The 20619-nt window shown below is 62.4% G+C and carries 24 protein-coding genes; 17 read left to right on the forward strand and 7 right to left on the reverse strand.

What is annotated here, in order from left to right:
- The first annotated feature begins 72 nt into the window (after window positions 1-72).
- The 5 genes from B208_RS0101205 to B208_RS0101225 all read left to right on the forward strand — a co-directional run bounded on the left by B208_RS0101205 (window position 73) and on the right by B208_RS0101225 (window position 3708).
- The gene (locus tag B208_RS0101205; RefSeq protein ID WP_007978600.1) at window positions 73-711 is read left to right on the forward strand and encodes a 50S ribosomal protein L1; all 639 of its coding nucleotides are present in this window, start codon (window positions 73-75) and stop codon (window positions 709-711) included.
- Between the two features lies 1 nt (window position 712).
- On the forward strand, window positions 713-1744 hold the full coding sequence (locus B208_RS0101210; protein ID WP_007978601.1) for a 50S ribosomal protein L10: 1032 nt from the start codon (window positions 713-715) through the stop codon (window positions 1742-1744).
- 6 nt (window positions 1745-1750) lie between these two features.
- Window positions 1751-2077: a 50S ribosomal protein P1 gene (gene rpl12p / locus B208_RS0101215; RefSeq protein ID WP_007978602.1), complete on the forward strand. Its 327-nt coding sequence runs from the start codon at window positions 1751-1753 to the stop codon at window positions 2075-2077.
- A gap of 93 nt (window positions 2078-2170) precedes the next feature.
- Window positions 2171-3412, forward strand: a complete 1242-nt coding sequence (locus B208_RS0101220; RefSeq protein WP_007978603.1) for a tripartite tricarboxylate transporter permease — start codon at window positions 2171-2173, stop codon at window positions 3410-3412.
- A 38-nt stretch (window positions 3413-3450) separates the two neighbouring features.
- Window positions 3451-3708, forward strand: coding sequence for a hypothetical protein (locus B208_RS0101225; protein ID WP_007978606.1), 258 nt, complete (start codon window positions 3451-3453; stop codon window positions 3706-3708).
- Window positions 3709-3743: 35 nt separating this feature from the next.
- Here B208_RS0101225 and B208_RS24860 read toward each other — a convergent pair whose 3' ends face one another.
- The 4 genes from B208_RS24860 to B208_RS0101245 form a co-directional block, all read right to left on the reverse strand.
- Entirely contained in the window at window positions 3744-3869 is a 126-nt protein-coding gene (locus B208_RS24860) for a hypothetical protein (protein ID WP_007978608.1), read from the reverse strand.
- 67 nt (window positions 3870-3936) lie between these two features.
- Window positions 3937-5688: a 2-succinyl-5-enolpyruvyl-6-hydroxy-3-cyclohexene-1-carboxylic-acid synthase gene (menD, locus tag B208_RS0101235; RefSeq protein WP_007978611.1), complete on the reverse strand. Its 1752-nt coding sequence runs from the start codon at window positions 5686-5688 to the stop codon at window positions 3937-3939.
- Complete coding sequence (locus B208_RS0101240) at window positions 5685-7013, reverse strand: isochorismate synthase (protein WP_007978613.1); 1329 nt, start codon at window positions 7011-7013, stop codon at window positions 5685-5687. The genes menD and B208_RS0101240 overlap by 4 nt, the downstream gene beginning before the upstream one ends.
- Before the next feature lie 33 nt (window positions 7014-7046).
- Window positions 7047-7643 (reverse strand): sulfite oxidase-like oxidoreductase, encoded by a 597-nt coding sequence (locus B208_RS0101245; protein WP_007978615.1) that lies wholly within the window; start codon window positions 7641-7643, stop codon window positions 7047-7049.
- 209 nt (window positions 7644-7852) lie between these two features.
- On the opposite strand from B208_RS0101245, the gene B208_RS0101250 reads away from it, so the two are divergent.
- The 4 genes from B208_RS0101250 to B208_RS0101270 all read left to right on the forward strand — a co-directional run bounded on the left by B208_RS0101250 (window position 7853) and on the right by B208_RS0101270 (window position 11011).
- On the forward strand, window positions 7853-8098 hold the full coding sequence (locus B208_RS0101250; protein WP_007978617.1) for a hypothetical protein: 246 nt from the start codon (window positions 7853-7855) through the stop codon (window positions 8096-8098).
- A gap of 179 nt (window positions 8099-8277) precedes the next feature.
- Window positions 8278-8493 (forward strand): DUF7120 family protein, encoded by a 216-nt coding sequence (locus tag B208_RS0101255; protein ID WP_007978619.1) that lies wholly within the window; start codon window positions 8278-8280, stop codon window positions 8491-8493.
- 69 nt (window positions 8494-8562) lie between these two features.
- Entirely contained in the window at window positions 8563-8841 is a 279-nt protein-coding gene (locus B208_RS22870) for a UPF0058 family protein (RefSeq protein ID WP_007978620.1), read from the forward strand.
- A gap of 583 nt (window positions 8842-9424) precedes the next feature.
- A complete protein-coding gene (locus tag B208_RS0101270) occupies window positions 9425-11011 on the forward strand; it encodes a DUF7527 domain-containing protein (protein WP_455550048.1) in 1587 nt (528 codons plus the stop codon).
- On the opposite strand, the gene B208_RS0101275 is transcribed toward B208_RS0101270, so the two are convergent.
- Entirely contained in the window at window positions 11008-11313 is a 306-nt protein-coding gene (locus B208_RS0101275; RefSeq protein WP_007978624.1) for a hypothetical protein, read from the reverse strand. The two genes, B208_RS0101270 and B208_RS0101275, sit on opposite strands and share 4 nt — an antisense overlap.
- Before the next feature lie 233 nt (window positions 11314-11546).
- Between B208_RS0101275 and B208_RS0101280 the strand changes: the two genes are divergently transcribed.
- The 8 genes from B208_RS0101280 to corA all read left to right on the forward strand — a co-directional run bounded on the left by B208_RS0101280 (window position 11547) and on the right by corA (window position 18270).
- Entirely contained in the window at window positions 11547-12962 is a 1416-nt protein-coding gene (locus B208_RS0101280) for an adenylosuccinate synthase (protein ID WP_007978626.1), read from the forward strand.
- A 570-nt stretch (window positions 12963-13532) separates the two neighbouring features.
- On the forward strand, window positions 13533-13718 hold the full coding sequence (locus B208_RS0101285) for a methytransferase partner Trm112 (RefSeq protein WP_026177693.1): 186 nt from the start codon (window positions 13533-13535) through the stop codon (window positions 13716-13718).
- A 49-nt stretch (window positions 13719-13767) separates the two neighbouring features.
- On the forward strand, window positions 13768-14319 hold the full coding sequence (locus tag B208_RS0101290) for a DUF7524 family protein (RefSeq protein WP_007978630.1): 552 nt from the start codon (window positions 13768-13770) through the stop codon (window positions 14317-14319).
- 39 nt (window positions 14320-14358) lie between these two features.
- Window positions 14359-14862, forward strand: coding sequence for a DUF7523 family protein (locus tag B208_RS0101295; RefSeq protein WP_007978631.1), 504 nt, complete (start codon window positions 14359-14361; stop codon window positions 14860-14862).
- A 55-nt stretch (window positions 14863-14917) separates the two neighbouring features.
- A complete protein-coding gene (gene cysS / locus B208_RS0101300; RefSeq protein WP_007978633.1) occupies window positions 14918-16405 on the forward strand; it encodes a cysteine--tRNA ligase in 1488 nt (495 codons plus the stop codon).
- A gap of 41 nt (window positions 16406-16446) precedes the next feature.
- Window positions 16447-17082 carry a DUF6517 family protein gene (locus B208_RS0101305; protein ID WP_007978635.1) on the forward strand — a complete coding sequence of 212 codons (636 nt, stop codon included), beginning with the start codon at window positions 16447-16449 and terminating at the stop codon, window positions 17080-17082.
- Window positions 17083-17122: 40 nt separating this feature from the next.
- Window positions 17123-17293, forward strand: a complete 171-nt coding sequence (locus B208_RS24110) for a hypothetical protein (protein ID WP_007978637.1) — start codon at window positions 17123-17125, stop codon at window positions 17291-17293.
- Complete coding sequence (gene corA / locus B208_RS0101315) at window positions 17290-18270, forward strand: magnesium/cobalt transporter CorA (protein ID WP_007978638.1); 981 nt, start codon at window positions 17290-17292, stop codon at window positions 18268-18270. The genes B208_RS24110 and corA overlap by 4 nt, the downstream gene beginning before the upstream one ends.
- A gap of 1 nt (window position 18271) precedes the next feature.
- Here corA and nreA read toward each other — a convergent pair whose 3' ends face one another.
- Both nreA and B208_RS0101325 read right to left on the reverse strand, forming a co-directional pair.
- Window positions 18272-19531, reverse strand: coding sequence for a DNA repair protein NreA (nreA, locus tag B208_RS0101320; RefSeq protein ID WP_007978640.1), 1260 nt, complete (start codon window positions 19529-19531; stop codon window positions 18272-18274).
- 112 nt (window positions 19532-19643) lie between these two features.
- Window positions 19644-20609 carry a transcription initiation factor IIB gene (locus tag B208_RS0101325; protein WP_026177694.1) on the reverse strand — a complete coding sequence of 322 codons (966 nt, stop codon included), beginning with the start codon at window positions 20607-20609 and terminating at the stop codon, window positions 19644-19646.
- Window positions 20610-20619 lie beyond the last annotated feature (10 nt).

Below are 20619 nucleotides of genomic sequence, written 5' to 3' on the forward strand. Positions count from 1 at the left end.
AATTCGGGTGAGACAGGCATGGCCTGTTTCACTGACCCGTAGGAGCATTCCTGCGTACTACGGAGGTGAACGATGGCAAATAATGAGATAGAGCAAGCAGTCTCTCGCGCACTCGAGGACTCCCCTGAGCGGAATTTCCGCGAAACGGTGGACCTCGCAATCAACTTGCGCGACCTCGATTTAAACGATCCGTCGAATCGTGTAGACGAGAGTATCGTACTCCCGTCTGGAACCGGCCAAGACACCAAGATTGTCGTTTTCGCGGAGGGTGAAACCGCCCTTCGTGCCGAGGACGTCGCGGACGACGTTCTCTCGGGCGACGACTTGGAAGACTTGGGCGACGACAACGACGCGGCAAAAGACCTCGCGGACGACACGGACTTCTTCATTGCCGAGGCGTCGATGATGCAAGACATCGGTCGATACCTCGGTACCGTCCTCGGTCCGCGCGGGAAGATGCCGACGCCGTTGCAACCCGACGACGACGTCGTCGAAACAGTCAACCGGATGAAAAATACGGTCCAGCTTCGGAGCGGCGACCGACGAACGTTCCACACGCTCGTCGGCGCAGAAGACATGTCCGCCGAGGACATCTCCGAGAACATCGACGTTATCGTTCGGCGTCTGCACTCCAACTTGGAGAAAGGCCCGCTCAACGTGGATACTATCTACGTGAAAACGACGATGGGACCGTCGGTGGAGGTAGCCTAGAATGTCCGCAGAAGCCGAACGCAAGACAGAGACCATTCCGGAGTGGAAGCGCGAGGAAGTCGCTGAGCTGACGGATTTCGTCGAGAGCTACAACAGCGTCGGCGTCGTCAACATCACCGGCATTCCGAGCAAACAGCTCCAGAACATGCGCCGCGGCCTTCACGGAAGCGCGGAACTCCGCGTCAGCCGTAACACGCTGGTGCAGCGCGCGCTCGATTCGGTCGGCGCTGGCTTCGAGGACCTCGAAGAGTACGTCTCCGGGCAAATCGGCCTCATCGGCACGAACGACAACCCGTTCGGGCTGTACAAGGAACTGGAAGCCTCGAAGAGCCCGGCACCGATTTCGGCTGGCGAAATCGCCCCGAACGACATCCTCATTCCCGAGGGTGACACGGGTGTCGACCCCGGACCGTTCGTCGGCGAACTCCAGCAGGCCGGTGCATCCGCACGGATCATGGACGGCTCCATCCACGTGACCGAGGACAGCCTCGTCGCGGAGGAAGGTGACGAGGTTTCGGAAGAGCTCGCGAACGTGCTCTCCGAACTCGGCATGGAGCCGAAAGAGGTCGGTCTCGACCTGCGCGCCGTCTACTCCGATGGCGTCATGTTCGAGTCGGACGAGCTCGCGATCGACGTGGACGAGTACCGCACGGACATCGAGACGGCTGCGGCCTTTGCCCGCAACCTCTCGGTCAACGCGGTGTACCCGACCGAGCAGACCGCGCCCCTGCTCATCTCGAAGGCGACCGGCGAGGCCAAGAGCCTCGGTCTGCAGGCCGCCATCGAGAGTCCGGACGTCGTGCCGGACCTCGTGAGCAAGGCAGACGCGCAACTGCGCGCACTTGCCGCACAAATCGACGACGAGGACGCGCTGCCCGAGGAGCTTCGCGGTGTCGAAGCCCCGGCGACGGACAGCGCGGCCGAGGAAGAAGAATCGACTGACGAAGAAGCAACTGAAGCCGAGCCTGAAGACGATGACGACGATGACGACGACGAAGACGCAGGAGCAGGCCTCGGCGCTATGTTCGGATAACTAACAATGGAATACGTTTACGCTGCACTCATCCTGAACGAATCGGGCGAAGAGATCAACGAAGAAAACCTCACGGACGTCCTCGACGCTGCAGGCGTCGATGTCGAAGAATCCCGCGTCAAGGCGCTCGTCGCCGCACTCGAAGACGTGGACATCGAGGAGGCAGTCGAACAGGCCGCCGCCGTCCCCGCTGGTGGAGCGTCCGCCGCTCCCGCCGGAGGCGACGACGAAGGCGCCGACGAAGCCGAAGAAGAGGAAGCCGCAGAGGAAGAAGAAGAGGACGACGAAGACGAGGACGCCGGTGGCGAGGGCCTCGGCGAACTCTTCGGCTAAACGCGACGCTCCCAACTCGAAACTTTTCTTTCGCGCGCTTCCCCGCCAGCCACTGCTAACGTTTACATACGAAGACGGGACCACTCCGCCCCGATGGAGGCGTTCGGAACGCGATTCCTATTCGACCCGGCGACGACGATGACGACGGTGGCGTTCGTTCTCGGCGGCGTCGGAATCGGGACGATAAGTGGACTGACGCCGGGAATTCACGTCAACAACCTCGCGCTGTTGCTGGCGTCAGTGGCGACGTCGATAGCCGGGCCGCCGAAACTCGTCGGCGCGGCCATCCTCGCCGCGGGCGTCGTCCACTCGTTTCTCGACGTGGTTCCGGCGCTCGCGCTCGGCGTCCCCGACCCGGTGATGGCGGCGAGCGCGCTCCCCGGCCATCGCCTGGTCATCGAGGGGCAGGGACGGGAGGCGATTCGACTGTCGGCGCTGGGCAGCGGACTCGCGGTGGCCGTCGCGGTTCCGCTCGCCATCCCGGTAACGATGGTGATGACGGACGTGTATCCGTTCCTCCGCGGCCACCTCCCGCTGTTCCTCCTCGGAACGACCGGGTTTCTGGTATTCACGGAACCCACGAGACGGGAGCAAATCGGCGGTGTCGTGGCGTTTTCCGCGAGCGCGGTGCTCGGAATCCTGTCGCTCCCGCTGTCGCCGACCGCGCCGCTCGGCGTCGGGAGCGTCCTCACGCCGCTGTTCGCGGGACTGTTCGGTGCGCCCGTCCTCCTCGATGCGATGGGTGGGGCGGGCGTCCCGGAACAGGCGGGGACGACGCTCACCATGCCGCGACCCCTGCTTCTCATGACGGCGCTCGCGGGGTCGTTCGCCGGAGCAATCGTCGGCTATCTGCCCGGCGTTTCGAGCGCGATTGCCGCCGTCCTCGCGCTCACGCTGGTCCCGGACCGCACCGATGCGCGCGGGTTCATCGTGGCGAGTAGCGGCGTCAACACTGCCAACACGATTTTCGCGCTCTTCGCCCTCGTCTCGCTCGACACGCCTCGAACGGGCGTCATGGTCGCCCTCCGGGAGACGAACGCACCGCTCGACCTTCCGGTACTCCTCGTCAGCGCCGCCGTCGCCGGAGTCGTCGGATTCGTCCTCGTCCTCGTGCTCGGCGACACCTACCTCGAAACGGTCGGCGGGATGGACTACCGACGACTGTCGGTCGCCGTCCTCGGTCTGTTGGTCGCGGCTTCGTTCCTGTTCGCCGGAGTCATCGGAATCGGACTGTTCGTCTGCAGCGCCGTTCTCGGCCTGCTCCCGCCGCGACTGGGCTGTCGGCGCGTGCATTTGATGGGGGTGCTGATAGGGCCGCTTATCGTGGGTGTGTGACCACGAGACTTTTGCCGCTCGGTTGTCAACCGGGCAGTATGATTCCCCTGTTCGGTCCGGTTCCCGGTGGTGCGGAACTGATCGTCATTTTCATCACGGCCATCATGCTGTTCGGCATACCGTTGACCATCTTCGGTGGCTTGTTTCTGCTCTACCGTCGGGCGGGCGGGAGCAGGGCGACGAAGGAAGACGTGGACGAACTCAAAAACGAGGTGGCGGAACTACGAACGGAACTCGAAGGAACCGACGAAACCGAACGGCAGGAACGGGAACGAGACCGGGAGCGGGAGCGATAGAGAACTCACTCGAACGTGCGGGTGACGCGCGTCACTTACCTCATCACGTCGAGACAGCGGCCGAGGAACGTGTTTTGCACCGCGAATGCTTCGAAGGAGGTCCCGACGTGTTCCCGAAGGAAGGTTACGAGTTCCTTCGACTCGGTGGCTGTTTCGCTCACGAAAACAATCTACCGGCGCATTCACAGACGTAACTCCACAACCTTTCTCAAGTATCTTCGGCGAAAACTAGGCAGAGAGTTCAGCGACGAGGCGGTCCTGTAACGACTCCCGAATCCGGTGGCTCGTTTCGGCGGTCGTGCGGACTTCGATGACGTTCGTTCCCGAACTATCGAGGGAGTCCGAAAACGCGTCCCGGAACGCGGGAAGCGTCTCGACGCGTTCGAAGTCCAGTCCGTAGAGGTCGCCCGTCGCCGAGTAATCGAGTCCGTGCGGCGTTCGGAACTGGTCGGTAAACGGCGGGTCGAAGGATTCGATTGGGAGCATGTGGAAAATGCCGCCGCCGTCGTTGTTGATTTCGACGATGGTCGCGTCCACCCCACAGCGTTCGAGCGCGAGCAACCCGTTCATGTCGTGATAGTAGGCGAGGTCGCCGGTGACGAGGACGAGCGGGTCGTCCGTCCCGCTTCCGGCACCGAGCGCCGAACTGATGATACCGTCGATACCGCTCGCCCCTCGGTTACCGAGCACCGTCACGTCGGCGGAGCGGGGGCGAGCGAACCGGTCCAAATCCCGAATCGGCATGCTGTTGGAGACGAACAGCGTCGTCGGGTCGGGAACGAGCTTTGCGACGGACGCGAGCAGGTTGCCTTCGAAGTGCTCCGCGGAGTCCGACACGAGCGACCAGTGTGCGGACTCGGCGCGTTCGAATCGCGCCATCCACGTCTCGTTCGCGCTTTGCGGTTCGAGTTCGTCGGCGAGGCGGCGGGCCAACCGCGTCGGGTCCGCCACGAGGAGGTCCGTCGCGGTGAAGGTGGCTTCGCGCCAGCCGCCCGCCGGGTCCACGACGAACTGTCGGCTTTCGGTACATTCGAGGTATCGACGAAGGGTTTTCGAGGTCGGCGACGCGCCGAACCGAATCACGACGTCGGGGTCGGGCCACGCCTCGGTCACGTCCGGAACGAGGTACGAGTCGTAGCCGCCGACGATGGAACCGTCGTGTCCGAACCGATGGCCCGAGAGCGGGTCGGCCAGCACGGGAAAACCGGTCGCGTCGGCCAGCGCCGCCAGCGCGGAGCGCTCCGGGGTCGGTCCGTCTGCGGGACCGGCCACCAACAGACCGCGCTCGGCGTGGCGTACGGCATCGACGAGTCGGGAGCGCGCGTCGGAATCGAGTTCCGGGACGCCCTGTGAGACGGTGACGAACGGACCGTCACGACCCTCGGCGGCGAGCGGATTGTCGGCCTCGAACGAGTCGGGAACGTCGCCCTCGACTTCGACCGGTTCGAGCGGCTTTCGAAACGGGAAGTTGAGATGGACCGGTCCCGGCGGCGTCCCGGTTGCCGACCCGAGCGCTCGGGCCGCCGTCGTCCGGAGGTAGCGGAGTTTTCGCCCGGTCGCTTCCGGTTCAGCCACGTCTGTGTACCAGCGAACGGCGTCGCCGTACAGTTTCTCCTGATCGACGGTCTGGTTCGCGCCGCTATCGCGGAGTTCCGGCGGTCGGTCGGCCGTGCACACGAGCATCGGGACCCGCGCCCTGTCCGCTTCGATGACGGCGGGATGGAAGTTCGCCGCCGCAGTCCCCGACGTACAAACGATGGGGGTCGGTTTTCCGGTCCGTTTTGCCCGGCCGAGGGCGAAGAAGGCCGCCGACCGCTCGTCCAGATGGGAAAATACCTCGATGTCGTCGTGTTTGGCGAACGCGACGGTCAGCGGCGTCGAGCGACTCCCGGGAGCGAGGCAGACGGCATCGACGCCCTCGGCGGCCAACTCGTCCACGAACGTTTCGGCCCACAGCGTGTTTCGGTTGGGATACGTCATTCGAGTTCGTTCAGAATCGGCAGGAATTTCAACTGTACTTCGTCCCACTCCGCTTCCGGGTCGCTGTCGGCGACGATACCGTTTCCGGCGAAGAGGGTCACGCGGCCGTCACCCGCCACGCCGGAGCGGAGGCCGACCGCGAACTCCCCGTCGCCGTCGGCGTCGAACCACCCGACCGGCGAGGCGTACCACCCGCGGTCGAAGCGTTCCGTCTCGCGGATGGTCCGCATGGCGTCCGCCAGCGGAAGTCCGCCGACGGCCGGAGTCGGGTGCAGGGCCTCGACCACCGAGAGGACGTGCTCGTCGCAGTCGAGTTCGGCCGAAATCGGCGTCTGAAGGTGCTGGATGTTGGACAGTCGTTTGCATCGCCGGTCGCCGACCGTGACCGACGATGCGAGCGGTTCGAGCCCCTCGCGGATCGTTTTGGCGACGAGTTCGTGCTCCTCGCGGACTTTCTCGCTGGCGGCGAGTTCCGCGGCGAGTTCGTCGTCCTCCTCCGGCGTCTCTCCTCGACCTATCGACCCGGCGAGCGCCTCGGTCTCGACCGTCTGTCCGCGCAGCGAGACGAGGCGTTCCGGCGGCGCGCCGAAGAAGCCGCCCGACGAAGAGGGTTGGATGAGGAACCGGTAGCATTCGGGGTACGACGTTCGCAACCGTTCGAGGATGTCCGGCACATCGACGGATTCGGCGAGTTCGACCTCCAACGCGGTTGCGATAACCACTTTCTTCAGCTCCCCTTCCCGGATTCGCTCGGTCGCGTGGCGTATCTGTGAACACCACTCGTCGCGTGCCGTCGCGGGATGCGTCGATTCGATGCCCGGCGAGTCGCCGCTGGGGCGCATCTCCGGGAGCGCCTCTATTTCCGCGCGTATCTCGGAGAGCGTCTCTTCGACGGTCGCTTCCGCCGTATCGCGGGCGGACACGGAAAGCCACGTTTCGTGCTCGGTTCGCGTCAGTTGGACGCGGGGCAAGACGAACTCCGCACCGGGGAATCCCTCCCACGGAGGTGAGGGTTCGTGTTCCGCGCTGAACGAAAACCCACCGAATAGACGGGGACGGGCGGCGTCGGGGCCGTCGTCCCGGTCGACGGCTTCGAAGAGTTCGTCGGCGCGTTCTCGAATCTCGTCGAATCGGCGTTCACCGTCCGCGGTGAGACGGGCAACCGCGCCGCTCGCGGCGATTTCGAGTCCATCAGACGACGTCCAATAGAGACGCGGTGCCGCCCGACCGGCGAGAAACGAGCGAAACGAAACGTCGGGTACTCGGCACGTTCGAGTTACGAGCGGAGAACCCGCCGACAGTTGACCGTCACGGTGCGGTGGCATTTAATGGAAACTCGGGAACGCTGACCCTTCAGCCTAACTATATCGCTCCTCGTTCCACGGGTTCGCGGTGTTGGAGTACCCCCGTTTCTCCCAGTACCCGCGCTCCGGTTCCGTGAGGAACTCGATTCCGTCCACCCATTTCGCCCCCTTGTAGGCGTACTTGTGCGGCGTGACCACCCGGAGCGGCCCGCCGTGCTCGCGGGGGAGCGGGTCGCCGTCGTAATTCCAGACGAACAGCACGTCGTCGCGCAGACAGTCGGCGAGCGGGAGGTTGGTCGTGTAGCCGTCGAGGGCCGAGAACATGACGTGAACCGCGTCCTCGTCCACTCCGGCGAGTTCCGCGAGCGTCGGGAAGGTGACGCCCGTGAACGCGCAGTCGAACTTGCTCCAACCGGTGACGCAGTGGAAGTCCTGTTTTTGCGTCTCGTTCGGCAGGTCCCGGAACTCCTCCCACGAGAAGGTGCGTTCGTTCTCGACCGCACCCGTGACCGAGAACTCCCACGTCTCGGGGTCCCACTCCGGGGTGCTCCCCTTCGAGAGGACGGGAAACTTGCTCGTCTCGCGCTGTCCCGGCGGCAATCGCTGTCCGTCGAACTCACGATGGATGTCCGTCTTGTCCGTAACGCTCATGGTCGAACGCTGGGGTGCGGGAAAGGTAGATGTACCGACCGCGGCCAGCCGCGGGGGTAAGGTCGGGCTAGTCGTCGGGTAACCGTCGTATCCTCGACCGGGGCGAATTCGCCGCTCGGTACCGACTGAATAACAAAGACCGACGTGACACAACGGACTGTCGCATGTCCCAGACAGAGCAACAGCCGGAAGCCCGAGAACGCCCGGTGATGGGTGCGGCACAGGAATCGACGAGCGACATCGCGATACTCGCGTCGGCGGCATCGGTGCTCCTCTCGTGGCACCAGTTCTTCGTCAGGGGGAACCGCGAGCGCGGACTCTTCATCGGCCTCTGGCCGCCGACCATCCTCGCGTTCGCGAGCTACTTCAACCAGAAACGAATGGAGCAGCGAATGGAGTCGTTGAAACCGAGCAGCATCATCAACTCGCTCGACCAGATGTTCGGCAATCGGTGAGTCCAGACAGACAAGTTTTCGTTTCTCCGGCCCCACGGCCGGGTAGTTTTCTGGAATGACAAATGTAGATTCTTTTTAAGAAAATTTGATTTCTTGGATTCAGAAACAGTGTTTTCAATACCGGTACAATCTACCCGTCAGACTTAAGAACACCCCTCCCGAAGCCCACAATTGTTCCAATGCCAAAGGTAGAGATTACCGTCCCAGAGCACCTCGAAATGCAAATCGCCCAGATGGTCGACCAGGGCGAGTTCGTCAACCGTGAGGAAGCCGTCGAGGACTTGCTCGCAACCGGTCTCAAGGCATACAAGACCAGTGGACCGATGGACAACGATAGAGAACCGGGACTCGAAGATGAGGGGATGATGGGTCACGAAGACGAGTACGTCTTCTAACGGACCGTGCCCTCAACGTGTGAATAGTTCTCAGAAACTCTTAAACCGACTAACTTCTAATGGCCGTGCATGCATAAGGACGAGCTTTTGGAGCTGCACGAGCAGATGGTGACCATCATGGAGTACTTCCGTGAACAAGACGACGTTCCGACCGGCGCGTTCGACGCATACGACCAACTGGACGTCGACCCCTCGCACGTTCACAAGTCCAAGAGCGAACACAAACACGCCGTCTTCGTTCTCGGAAACTCGCTCGCCGACGTCATGAGCGACGACGAGTTCAGCGAAGCGGGCCGTATCGGCAAGCGCATGGAAGAGCTCGCCGACGACGCCGAACAAAAGATCTGATTTTCGAACGACGCTATCGCCGGTTCGATGATTCGAACGGCACGACCACTCCCCGCCCGAGACGCTCGTTCGAACGGAGTCTCACAAAAGCTCTCTCGCCTTTTCTCACCCCGTACTTGATGCGTGGACTCGACTAACCCGAAACTATTTGAGGGGGATTCCGTTTTGACGTAATATGGATGCGCGCATAGTCGAGCAGATAACCGAGTGGAGCTCTCGTCCGTTCTCCGGTGGGCTGGAGACGCTCCACGCGCTTGCCGACGAGGAATTTTCCGGTGCGGTCAAAGCGGGCGGGGCGTGGCTGTTCATGTTGAACGGCCGCGTCATCGGCGTGTTTGATGGTGCACTCGATACGTTCGAGGATGCCGACGGGACGCTGTTCGACGCCCCACACCCCTCGCTTCCGCTGTTGTTCAGCATGCAAGAGCGAGGTGGAAAGACGCAAGCGAAGTACTACACGAACGATACGCCCCTCAAGGAGGCGAGCGAGACGCTCGCGTCGAACAATTTCACGGGGTACATCGAACTCAGCGAGAACGTTCTCAGCGGCGACTACTACGTGGTCTACCACGCCGGGCGGTCGATGAGCGCCGCCTACGTCGGACAGAGCGAACAACTGGTCACCGGAGACGAGGCGTTCGAGCGGGCGAACGACGAGGTGGGGATTTACGAGGTCGTCGCGGCGGACGTGGACATCATCGAACTCCCGGAGCCGAAAACGCCCGAACCGGAACCCGAGCCGGAGCAGTCACCCGCGCCATCCGCGCCTGACGAGTCGAGTTCGTCGGCGGAACCGGACGGAACGAGCGACCCCGAACCATCGACGGACGAAGCCCAACAGTCCCCCGCATCGACGGCGAGCGAGGGACCCCGGTCGCCGACCGAAACGGAACCCGGCCAACAACCGACCACGGAGGCCGAGGCCGACGCCAACCGCCAGCCAACGCCCTCGACCACCGCGACCCCGACGGCCGGCCAGTCGGCGGAGGCGAGCACACAATCGGCACCGACGCCGAACGCGTCGAGCGCCGAGGATGCCGAAAGCGATAACGGTGGTGGGGTATCCGACCCCTTGTCGGACGAACAGCAGTGGCAGGAGACCACGACGATTCCGTCCCTGGACCCCGAGAAAAGCAGTTCGTCGAAGTCCCGCGACGCGGGCGTCAAACAGCGACGGGCCGGTCGGCAGACGCCACAACGCCAATCCGCACCGCGACAACCCACGCCGCAACAATCGCCCCGACGCGGGCAGTCGAACAGGGCGAAGGAGATAGAGGCCGAACTCACGGCGCGAGCGGAGAAAATAGAGGCGCTCCAGTCGAAACTCGCACAAACCGAAGCGGAGCGCGACGAACTGAAATCGGAGCGTGACCGACTCGAAGCGCGGGTTGGCGAGCTGGCGGACGAACTCGAAACGCTTCGGGAACAGAGTCCGGGCGTCACCGCCGAACGCCAGTTGACCCCCGAACAGGCGCTCACGCAGACCAACTTCTTCGTCCGCTACGGCTCGAAGGGGAAGGGCACCCTGTCCGACGCCGCGGCGGGCGAANCCAGCCGCGAAACCATCGAGTCGAACCTGCAACTCGAACACCACACGCAGTTCGATACGGCGGGCGTCGCGGTCGATGGACAGGAGTTCGAGGCGTTCCTTCACGACTCGATGGAGTACAAGTTCGTCTCGTGGCTCGTCGTCGACCTCCTGTACGAGATTCTGGAGACGGGACACCAGCGCGGGTTGAAGGACCTGTTCGAAGCGATTCAGAAGATAGACCGCGTCGAACTACACGGAGCACTGGTCACCGAAGACGAGGAGGGTGGGGAGACGGAATTCCCCTTCGACGTCATTCTCCGCGACAGGATGGGCAACCCGCTCGTCGTGGCCAACATCAACGACTCGCGCGACCCCGCGACCGGCGAGATGATGGGGTCGCTGGTGGACGCGGCCAGCAGCGTTTCCAGCGCGAGCGACGAACTCAGCGCGGCCTTCCAGGTCACGAAGAGCTTCTTCGAACCGGCCGCGTTGGAGACGACCGAGGATGCGACCAGCGGTGGACTGTTAACGCGGGAAAAAAGAGAGAGTTTCGTCAAGCTATCCCGAAAACGAGGATATCATCTGTGTCTGGTGGAATCACGAAACGGTGAATTCCACGTTACGGTTCCGGAACTCTAGTTTTCGGCTTCGGCTTTCTCGCCGATCTTCATCGAGTCGAGTTTGTTCGTAATCTCGGAGAGTTTCTCATCGAGTTCGGAAACGAACTCCTCGGTACGGTCGGTCGTGATCGCACCTTGGTTGGAGGGCGAGATGAGGTTTTCCTCTTCGAGAACTCGCAGCGAGTAGCGAACCTTGTGATGGGGGTATCCCGTCTCGTTCGACATCTTCACGATGCCGATAGGTTCGTTCTCAATGACCATTTTCAGGACCTGCAAGTGGCGTTCCAGCATATCGACTTCCTTCTCCAGTCGATCTATCATGGCATGTGTTAACTTGTCTTAGAGCCTTTTAAAGGTTATTGTCCGCATCGCAAGCAGAAACGTAGAACGAATCTTTCTCTTGAGACGAGTTAACACTTCCGAATCGTCCGTCAGAATGTCGTCGAAATTGCTAGAATCGGCGCTCAGTCGCCACCGAAATGCACACGTTCGTGCATCATCTTGCTTCGAAGACCGTAATCGGTTTACGAGGTGCGGGAGAAATCACCTCCGGTATGACCGTAACCATCGTCGGTTCGCAACTCGGCGACGAAGGCAAAGGCCGCGTCGTAGACCTCTACGGCGCGTCCGCTGACGTTGTTGCTCGCTATCAGGGCGGCGACAACGCAGGCCACACCGTCGTCGAGGGTGGCAACGAATACAAGCTCTCCCTCGTTCCCAGCGGCGTCGTCCGCGGAAAGGTCGGCGTCCTCGGGAACGGCTGTGTCGTGAACCCGGACACGCTGTTCGACGAGATAGACACGCTCCGCGAGCGGGGACTCGACCCCGACGTTCGACTCGCGCGCCGCGCGCACGTCATCCTCCCGTACCACCGCGTCCTCGACGGTATCGAGGAAGACGTGAAAAGCGATTCGGACCGCAAGGTGGGAACCACGGGTCGGGGTATCGGCCCGACCTACGAGGATAAAGCCGGTCGACGCGGCATCCGCGTCGGCGACCTACTCGATTCCGAACTCCTCCGCGAGAAGCTCGAATACGTCGTCCCTCAAAAGCGAGCACTCGCCGAGAAGGTATACGGCGTCTCCATGAGCGAAGCGATTGGAGGCTCGTCGGACGAATCCGACGGCGTCGAAACCGGCGAAGCGTTCGACGTCGATGCGCTCCACGAACAGTACGAGCGCTACGGCGAGCGCCTGAAAGAGGAGAACATGACCGTCGAAGCCGGGGAGTTCCTCTCATCCCGCCTCGACGCCGGCGACGAAGTCATCTTCGAGGGCGCACAGGGTACCCTCATCGACATCGACCACGGTAACTACCCGTACGTCACCTCCTCGAATCCGACCGCGGGCGGGGCCGCCACGGGAACGGGTCTCAGCCCCGGCGTCATCGGCGACGGCGACATCATCGGCATCGTGAAAGCCTACCTCACGCGCGTCGGGAGCGGCCCGCTTCCGACCGAACTCGGCGGCGTCGTCGGTGACACGCCCGACTACGACGAACAAGGGGCGGGCGAAAACGAGGACCTCGCCAAGTACATCCGCGAGGAAGGTGGCGAGTACGGTACCGTCACCGGCCGACCGCGCCGGGTCGCGTGGCTCGACATGCCCATGCTCCGACACGCCGCCCGCGCGAGCGGCTTCACCGGTCTCGCCGTCAATCACATCGACGTGCTGGCGGGCCTCGACGAGGTGAAAGTCGGATACAGCTACGATGTCGATGGCGAGGAAATCTTCACCATTCCTGCCACAACCGAGCGCTGGGGTCGCTGTGAGCCGAACTTCCGTTCCTTCGACGGCTGGCCGGAAGTGGACTGGAGCGAGGTCGCTGACGAGGGCTACGACGCGATTCCGGAGAACGCGCGAACCTACCTCGAATACATCAGCGACGAACTCGATGCGCCCATCTACGCCGTCGGTATCGGCCCGAGCAGGGAGGATACCGTCGTGCTCGAACACCCGTTCGAGAACTGATCGACGCCTCTCTCCGTTTCCCGCTGTATCCGGTACAGTTACCGTTCGCTCGGAGCTCTCGCTACTCTATTTTCATTTTGGTGTCGCTGTCAAAAAATCCCCAAATAATCGTATCAACGGTACCCTGTTAGCAGCCGAGGTAGTCACACCAGATCTGAAGACCAAATCCAAACATCATTTCTCACCTCCATCAACACAATTCTATAATATAGTATTAAAAATTTCTATTATTTACTATTATATAGTATTAAATATTATATGTTGTTGGTTATTTTAAAGAGCGAAGTACTCGGCCGAGAGATAGTATCAACGTCGTTCGGATATCGACCGGTCACGCCGTTTGGAGTACGGTGCGACGTTCCTTCACGGTTCTGCAGTTCAGATACCCGTCTCCATGGATTCGAGGACGGTTCGGGGACGCGTCCTTCACGCGTCGAGAGAAACGACGACCATATGACGATAGTCTATCAGTATTGCCGTCGGTCGTCGAACGAATGTGGTACCGCGAGTCGCTACCATCGAACCGCACAACCCGTCACGCTTTTTGCCTCCCCCTTCGTGGACTCGGGCATGAAGAAATCCCTGATGGATATCATCTGCTGTCCACTGGACAAACAGGAACTCGAACTCGACGCACGACAGGAAGAGGACGAGGAAGTCATCTTCGGGACGCTCACCTGCACCGAGTGCGGCGAGGAGTACCCCATCGAGGACGGCATCCCGAACCTCCTGCCGCCCGACATGCGAGAGGCCTGAATCTTTTAATAGTTGAGTATTTTACTCTAACCCAAGAGGGAGGTGCACTGTGTCCGAAACGTTGTTAACACACATCAACCGCGACGGACTTCACCACATCGACGTAGCACCGTCGTTCGAAACCGACGACTCGTTCAGCGTTTCGCTCGCAAACCACGGTGCGCCGATTCACGTGCACCTCCATTTGGACGACGAGCTCTCCGACGTGGCATCCCTGTCCGCGACGAATCACTACATCGAGGCCAACTCGACGGAGGCAGTGCCGATTACGGTTCACGACGGTCCCGCCCGCGGAAAGCTGAAAGTCGTGACCGGATACGGGGCCGAAACGGCCTACGTGGACGTCGATATTGCCGAAATAGACCCGGAGAAAGACTCGATACCGGTGGACGAGTCCCTCTCGAAACCCCGACAGAAACCGATTCAATCGGATACCGATGCGTCGGAGCTGGCGCGAAACATCCCGCTCGTCGTCCTCGGCATTATGGCGCTGGTGCTCGTTCTCGGCGTCGGCGTCCTCGTCGATTGGGTCCTCGCGCTGTTCGGCGCGATTACGGTGCTGGTCGGTATCGGCGTCGCGGGGTACTTCCTCGTCCGGTAATCGTATTCCTTTTTCCCGCACTCCTCGTGCTGGTCGGTAATGTCACTCGCAGAAGCCACCCGAAACGCGGTTCGGCGACGGCCGTTCCTCCTCGAAGCGCTCCGTGCGGACGTGGTGAACTACACCGCCGCCGCGCGGTTCCTCGCGGACGAAATAGACGTCGGCGACGACACCGACGCGGTTTCGACGGCGCTCTCGCGGTTCGCCGATGAACTGCCGACGTACGAAATCGACTCCCGGGACGCCCGCGTCACCATGCGGAGCGGCCTGGGTCGAGCGGACGACCCCGCCGATTCGCTCCTCGTCGTCGGCGACGCGGGGTTCACCCCCGATTCGGGGTCGTTGACCGGCGTCATCGCCGCCGGTGACGTGGACTGCGTGGCGTTTTCCGCCGTCCTCTCCCGACTCGTGGCGGAGGACGTCGATGTCGTCGCGGCCGGGGTCGCGGAGTCGCTGGTCGTCGTCGTCGAGCGCCGCGACGGCGCGAACGCGGTCCGATTCGTCGAGGATGCGTTGGACGCCGTTCCCGAACGGGGCGATTGAGGCGGTTGGTGTCGCTTCCGACGATTTAAAACGGTTGCTGGCACTACCGTTCCCTATGACACTCTTCGTAACGAACACGCTCACGGGCGAGCGGGAGCCGTTCGAACCCGGCGACCCCGATTCCGTCCTCCTCTACTACTGCGGGTTGACCGTCTCGGACTTCGCGCACCTCGGCCACGCGCGCGGGTGGATTCACACCGACGTGATGCACCGATGGCTCGAACACCTCGGCTACGACGTCCACCACGTCGAGAACTTCACCGACGTGAACGAGAAAATCACGGCGCGCGTTGGCGAGGACGACCTCGGCGACGACGAGGCCGACGTCGCACGGACCTTCATCACGCAAGTCATCCGCGACATGCGCGACCTGAACCTGAAACGAGCCGACGTGTATCCACGCGTCAGCGAGCATCTCCCCGAAATCACCGATCTCATCGAGACGTTGGTGGAGAAGGGCTACGCCTACGAATCCAACGGCTCGGTGTACTTCGACGTCACGACCTTCGAGGACTACGGCAAACTCTCGAACCAGAGGGTCGAGGAGATGGAGGCGCAGGGAGAGGGCGACGAACGCGGAGAGAAGCGTCATCCCGGCGACTTCGCCCTGTGGAAGGCCGACGGCGTGAGCGAGGGTGCCGTCGAGGAACACCGCGACCCCGACACGGAGTACGCGGTGTCCCATCCGTCCGGTCAGACGTGGGACTCCCCGTGGGGAGAGGGACGTCCCGGCTGGCACATCGAGTGTTCGGCGATGAGCATGGAACACCTCGGCGAGACCATCGACATCCACGTCGGCGGACAGGACCTCGTGTTCCCGCACCACGAAAACGAAATCGCCCAGAGCGAGGCCGCGACCGGCCACCAGTTCGCCCGCTACTGGCTCCACGTCCGCCTGCTCGAAACCGAGGGCGAGAAGATGAGTTCGAGTTTGGGCAACTACTCCACCGTTCGCGGCGCGATTTCGGAGATCGGCGCGAACGCCGTCAGGATGTTCCTCCTCTCTACGTCCTACGCCAACCGCCAGACGTTCAGCGACGAAACGTTGAACGAGGCCGTCGAACGCTGGGACCGACTCTCGGACGGCTACGACCGCGCCGTCGAAGCCCTCGACGGCCCGGACGCGCGAACCAAGGTCGAGGACGACGAGTTGCGCCAAGCCGTCACCGAGACGCGCGAGGAGTTCGCGGACGCGATGAACGACGACTTCAACACCCGCCGCGCGCTCGCCGCCCTGCTCGACCTCGTGACGGCGGTCAACCGCCACGCGGATGCGCACGAGGAGTACGACTACGACGGCCTCAAATCGGCCGTCGAGACGTTCGAGGAACTCGGCGGCGACGTGCTGGGCTTCTCGCTCGGCGGAGAGGCGGGCGGCGACGTTCGACTCGCCGAAGACCTCGTGGAACTCGTCCTCGACCTCCGCGAGGGCGAGCGGGACGCCGGGAACTACGACCGCGCCGACGCGCTCCGCGACGACTTACAGGCGCTCGGCGTCGATGTTCAGGATTCCGACTCCGGCCCTTCGTTCAAGCTCCCGTAGCCGTCGGACTTATACTGGGGGGTTGAGTATCGGGGATAGACATGAACCGGAAACTGATTGCAGGCGCGTTACTGGCGACGCTCGTCCTCACGAGCGGTTGTCTCGGGTTTATCCTCGGCGACACCCTCGAAGTCAGCGCCACGAAGGCGACCGTCGGCGACAACGCGCTGTCGCAAACGGGCTACGAGAAAGCGAAGGTCGAATCCCTCGAAGCGAAACGGACGTTCGAAGCGGCGGGCCAGAGCCGCGAGGTGAAGGTGACGAACTGGGTCGCACAGTACGAAAAGACCGTCGGCATCGATGGCATCGCGGAAGGAACGGCGGCGACCTTCGTCGTCGTCAGCAGTCCCGACGTAAAGATAGCGTCCAAATCGTTCAACCCGCTGTCGAAGTTCGACAACCGGGACCTCGTGGAGAAGTTCGTATCTGGATACGGAAACATCCACGACATCCGAACCGTCGGGTCGGAGAACGTGACGGTCCTGGGGACGAACACGAAGGTCTCCGAATTCACCGCAACCGCCAGCTCGCACGGCGCGAACGTGGACGTAACGATTCAGGCGACGAAGTTCAAACACGACGGCGATTACATCGTCGTGCTCGCGGTGTATCCGAAGCGGCTCGACGAATCCGATAGCGTCTCCAGCCTGCTCTCCGGTATCCAACACGGCGGCTAATCGGGCAACGTTTTTTCTCCCTTCTGTCGGTACGGACGGTATGAACCGAACTCTCGTTTCGGGACTTGGCCTCACCGTCCTCGGAGTGGTGGGGTATCTGATAGGTCTCTCCGCGCCGTATCCGGGGCGCGCGTTCTCTATCACGGGAATCATGGTCGGCATCACGCTCGCCGCGATCGCCAACGCGGCCGAACCGGAGGACGTCCAATGACCGTCGAATCGCTCCGGTTCGCCGACGGCGAAGTCGAGACGGTCGAGGACTTCCAATCCGCGCGCGTCGAATCCGGTACCGTCTGGGTGCGGGCGAGCGACGCCACGCCCCTCGAACTCGAACGCGTCGCGGAAGCGTTCGACATCCACCACCTCTCCGTCGAGGACATCAGAAACGAGATTCGACCGAAGACGGAGGAGTTCGCGGGCTACACGTTCGTCCTGCTCAAGACGGTCGAGCTCGCCCGCGGCGAAACCACCTTCGAGGAGGAAACCCGCGTCAAACCGGTGGGCGTGTTCGTCGGCGAGGACTGGCTCGTCACCCTCTCGGAGTACGACATCGACGCCGTTTCGCGCATCTGGCGGGCCGCGCTCGACGGCGACCGGCGAATCGTCGGCCGCGGGCCGGACTTCACGGCGTACCGCGTCTGTGACGGCATCGTGGACGGCTACTTCGCGGCGCTCGACCAGATAGAGGAACAGATAGAGGCCGTCGAGGAGGCCGTCATCAGCGACACGAGCATCGAGACGCTGGAGTCGATAAACGGCGTCCGGCGGGAACTGCTCGCGTTCCGAAAACTCGCGTGGCCGACCCGCGAGGCGGTGGGTTACCTCGCCCGCGGCGACCCCGAGGAGGTGCGCCCGGAGACGGAGAAGTACTTCCGCGACGTGTACGACCACCTCGTCCAACTCGTGGACTTGACCGAAACGTACCGCGATTTGGCGGGCGGCGCGCGCGACATCTACCTCAACATGCTCTCGGTCTCGACCAACGAGGTGATGAAGAAGCTGACCGTCGTCGCCACCATCGTCCTCCCGCTGACGCTCGTGGTCGGCGTTTACGGCATGAACTTCCAAGACGGTCCGTTCAACATGCCGGAACTGGGCTGGACCTACGGGTATCCGGCGGTGATGCTCGGCATGTTCCTCATGAGCGCGATTCTGGTCGTCTACTTCCGAAGAGCGGGGTGGTTGTGAGTCACGGGGCGAAATCCGAGAGGTTGGCCTGCACACCGGAGACCATCTCGGATTTCCTGCGGAGGGAGTTCATCGAAATCGGGAGTTGCGGGACGATTTCCCGAACTGCCCCGTGGAACGATTCCGCCTCCCCGAACCGACCGTCGAAGGCGTTTCTGACGCTCTCGCGCACCTGCCACACGCCGACGGGTGCCCAGTAGTCGTCGCTGACCTCGCGGAGGACGAGGGCCTTGGCCTGTCGGCCGATGTCTTCGAGGTGTTCCAGCACGCCGAGTCGCGAGGCGTAGTACGCTCCGGCGGTTTCATCGACGTAGCTCGTTCTGCCTTCGTATCCCTCGTGGGCGCTTCCCATCCAGATGTCGCCGGTCGGCGAGGGGTTCCAGATGCTTCCGGGAGCCTTCATCTCCACGAGTTCGAACTCCCACTGCCCCGGCGCGAGGATGACCCAGTAGCGGTTGCCCATGTACTCGTTCACCCACACTTGCGTCTCGTCGATGCTCGGCGCGTTGCGGATGCGTCCGCGGAGGTATTGTCCCACCGTGTCGTCTACGGCGGTAATCGACCAGCGCGTCGGGACGAGTTTCCGGTTCTGCCCCTGACCCAACGCCCCCGCCGAGAGGATGGTGTTGATGTCGTACACGTCGAACCCGCGGCGGTACAGGTAGTTCATCGCGCCTTGGGCCTGCCAGTCGTCGTCTTCGAGCGTCTTCTTCACGGCGCGGGGAACGTGCGGGTTCTCGGTTAAATCCGCCGAGGACGCGCGGGCCGTCGGGCCGGTCGGCGTGGCGATGTCGTCCACGTTCACGTCCAAGTCGAGTTTCTCGGTCAAGCCGATTTCCACGTCCACCGGGCGGTCGGCGATGGCGATTTCGCGCTGGACGCCGACGAACCCGTCCCACACGTCGTCCACGTTCACCTTCGCGGAGCGGTTCGAGTTCAGCAGGCCGGTCCGGTACTGGAGGACGTTATCGATGCCGAGGCCGCGCTGGTACCAATCGCCGCTGGTGGCGAACTCCGCGGCGTTCTCCTCCGCGCCGACCGGCGAGAGGATTCCCGTCGAGACGTTCGGGTAGGACGACCGGCCGACGAACACCGAGGGCGAGGTACTTCCGAAGAGCGAATCGCCCTGCGCCACCTCGGAAAACCGGTCCTCGAAGTCGTCCACGTAGTCCAGAATCTCGTAGGACTTCTCCTCGGCCAGACGGCGGCGGCGCTCCTCCTCGTCCGGGCGCAAATCGTCGATATACTCGTCCAACCGCATCCACGGAACGTAGGGAAGCGAGGGGCTTCAACGTTCGGCAATCGGACGGAAACGGCCGCCGGGAACGCGCTGGCTGTCGCTCGAACGGGACAAAAACGGAAGGATGACGCGGTTAGCTGTGGATTCCCATCGCTTCTATCTGTTCCTGATACCGGTTGCGGATGGTGACCTCCGTCACCTGTGCCACGTCGGCAACTTCGCGTTGCGTCTTCTTCTCGTTGCACAACAGTGAGGCGGCGTAAATCGCGGCGGCGGCGTAGCCGGTGGGCGATTTACCGGACAACAATCCCTCTTCGGCGGTGGTTTCGATGATGTTGTTGGCCTTCGACTGCACCTCTTCGCTGAGTTCGAGTTCAGAACAGAACCGCGGAACGTATTTTTTCGGGTCGACCGGTTTCATCTCCAGACCGAGTTCTTGGGAGATGTATCGATACGTTCGTCCGATCTCCTTTCGTTCGACCCGCGAAACCTCGGAGATCTCCTCCAGACTTCGTGGAATCCCTTCCTTTCGACAGGCGGCGTACAGCGCGCTCGTTGCCACGCCTTCGATGGAGCGACCACGGATGAGGTCCTCCTTGAGTGCCCGTCGATAGATAACCGATGCGACCTCTCGTACCGACCGCGGGACACCCAGCGCGGATGCCATGCGGTCGATTTCGGACAGGGCGAACTGGAGGTTTCGCTCGCCCGCGTCCTTCGTTCGGATGCGCTCCTGCCACTTACGCAGGCGGTGCATCTGACTGCGTTTCTTGGAAGAAATAGACCGACCGTAGGCGTCTTTGTCCTTCCAGTCGATAGTGGTCGTCAACCCCTTATCGTGCATCGTCTGCGTCGTCGGCGCTCCCACGCGCGACTTCTGCTGTCGTTCCTGATGATTAAAAGCACGCCACTCCGGGCCGGGGTCGATCCGTTCCTCCTCGACGACCAACCCACAGTCGTCACAGACCAGTTCGGCACGGTCGGTACTTTTGATCAACGTTTCGGACCCACATTCAGGACAAGTACGCTCTCCCTCTCGTTCGTTCGCCGTTTGCTCCCCTTCGAGTTGGCGCTCCCGCTGGCGAGTGGACCGTGTCATCGCACTTTTA

Source organism: Haladaptatus paucihalophilus DX253 (assembly GCF_000376445.1).
In the GTDB taxonomy this organism is placed as follows: Archaea; Halobacteriota; Halobacteria; order Halobacteriales; family Haladaptataceae; genus Haladaptatus; species Haladaptatus paucihalophilus.

What these genes read in the sequence shown, in the direction of transcription:
- B208_RS0101205 (WP_007978600.1), top strand. Translation starts at nt 73, where the DNA reads ATGGCAAATAATGAGATAGAGCAAGCAGTCTCTCGCGCACTCGAGGAC.
- B208_RS0101210 (WP_007978601.1), top strand. Translation starts at nt 713, where the DNA reads ATGTCCGCAGAAGCCGAACGCAAGACAGAGACCATTCCGGAGTGGAAG.
- rpl12p (WP_007978602.1), top strand. Translation starts at nt 1,751, where the DNA reads ATGGAATACGTTTACGCTGCACTCATCCTGAACGAATCGGGCGAAGAG.
- B208_RS0101220 (WP_007978603.1), top strand. Translation starts at nt 2,171, where the DNA reads ATGGAGGCGTTCGGAACGCGATTCCTATTCGACCCGGCGACGACGATG.
- B208_RS0101225 (WP_007978606.1), top strand. Translation starts at nt 3,451, where the DNA reads ATGATTCCCCTGTTCGGTCCGGTTCCCGGTGGTGCGGAACTGATCGTC.
- menD (WP_007978611.1), bottom strand. Translation starts at nt 5,688, where the DNA reads ATGACGTATCCCAACCGAAACACGCTGTGGGCCGAAACGTTCGTGGAC.
- B208_RS0101240 (WP_007978613.1), bottom strand. Translation starts at nt 7,013, where the DNA reads ATGCCACCGCACCGTGACGGTCAACTGTCGGCGGGTTCTCCGCTCGTA.
- B208_RS0101245 (WP_007978615.1), bottom strand. Translation starts at nt 7,643, where the DNA reads ATGAGCGTTACGGACAAGACGGACATCCATCGTGAGTTCGACGGACAG.
- B208_RS0101250 (WP_007978617.1), top strand. Translation starts at nt 7,853, where the DNA reads ATGGGTGCGGCACAGGAATCGACGAGCGACATCGCGATACTCGCGTCG.
- B208_RS0101255 (WP_007978619.1), top strand. Translation starts at nt 8,278, where the DNA reads ATGCCAAAGGTAGAGATTACCGTCCCAGAGCACCTCGAAATGCAAATC.
- B208_RS22870 (WP_007978620.1), top strand. Translation starts at nt 8,563, where the DNA reads ATGCATAAGGACGAGCTTTTGGAGCTGCACGAGCAGATGGTGACCATC.
- B208_RS0101275 (WP_007978624.1), bottom strand. Translation starts at nt 11,313, where the DNA reads ATGATAGATCGACTGGAGAAGGAAGTCGATATGCTGGAACGCCACTTG.
- B208_RS0101280 (WP_007978626.1), top strand. Translation starts at nt 11,547, where the DNA reads ATGACCGTAACCATCGTCGGTTCGCAACTCGGCGACGAAGGCAAAGGC.
- B208_RS0101285 (WP_026177693.1), top strand. Translation starts at nt 13,533, where the DNA reads ATGAAGAAATCCCTGATGGATATCATCTGCTGTCCACTGGACAAACAG.
- B208_RS0101295 (WP_007978631.1), top strand. Translation starts at nt 14,359, where the DNA reads ATGTCACTCGCAGAAGCCACCCGAAACGCGGTTCGGCGACGGCCGTTC.
- cysS (WP_007978633.1), top strand. Translation starts at nt 14,918, where the DNA reads ATGACACTCTTCGTAACGAACACGCTCACGGGCGAGCGGGAGCCGTTC.
- B208_RS0101305 (WP_007978635.1), top strand. Translation starts at nt 16,447, where the DNA reads ATGAACCGGAAACTGATTGCAGGCGCGTTACTGGCGACGCTCGTCCTC.
- B208_RS24110 (WP_007978637.1), top strand. Translation starts at nt 17,123, where the DNA reads ATGAACCGAACTCTCGTTTCGGGACTTGGCCTCACCGTCCTCGGAGTG.
- corA (WP_007978638.1), top strand. Translation starts at nt 17,290, where the DNA reads ATGACCGTCGAATCGCTCCGGTTCGCCGACGGCGAAGTCGAGACGGTC.
- nreA (WP_007978640.1), bottom strand. Translation starts at nt 19,531, where the DNA reads ATGCGGTTGGACGAGTATATCGACGATTTGCGCCCGGACGAGGAGGAG.
- B208_RS0101325 (WP_026177694.1), bottom strand. Translation starts at nt 20,609, where the DNA reads ATGACACGGTCCACTCGCCAGCGGGAGCGCCAACTCGAAGGGGAGCAA.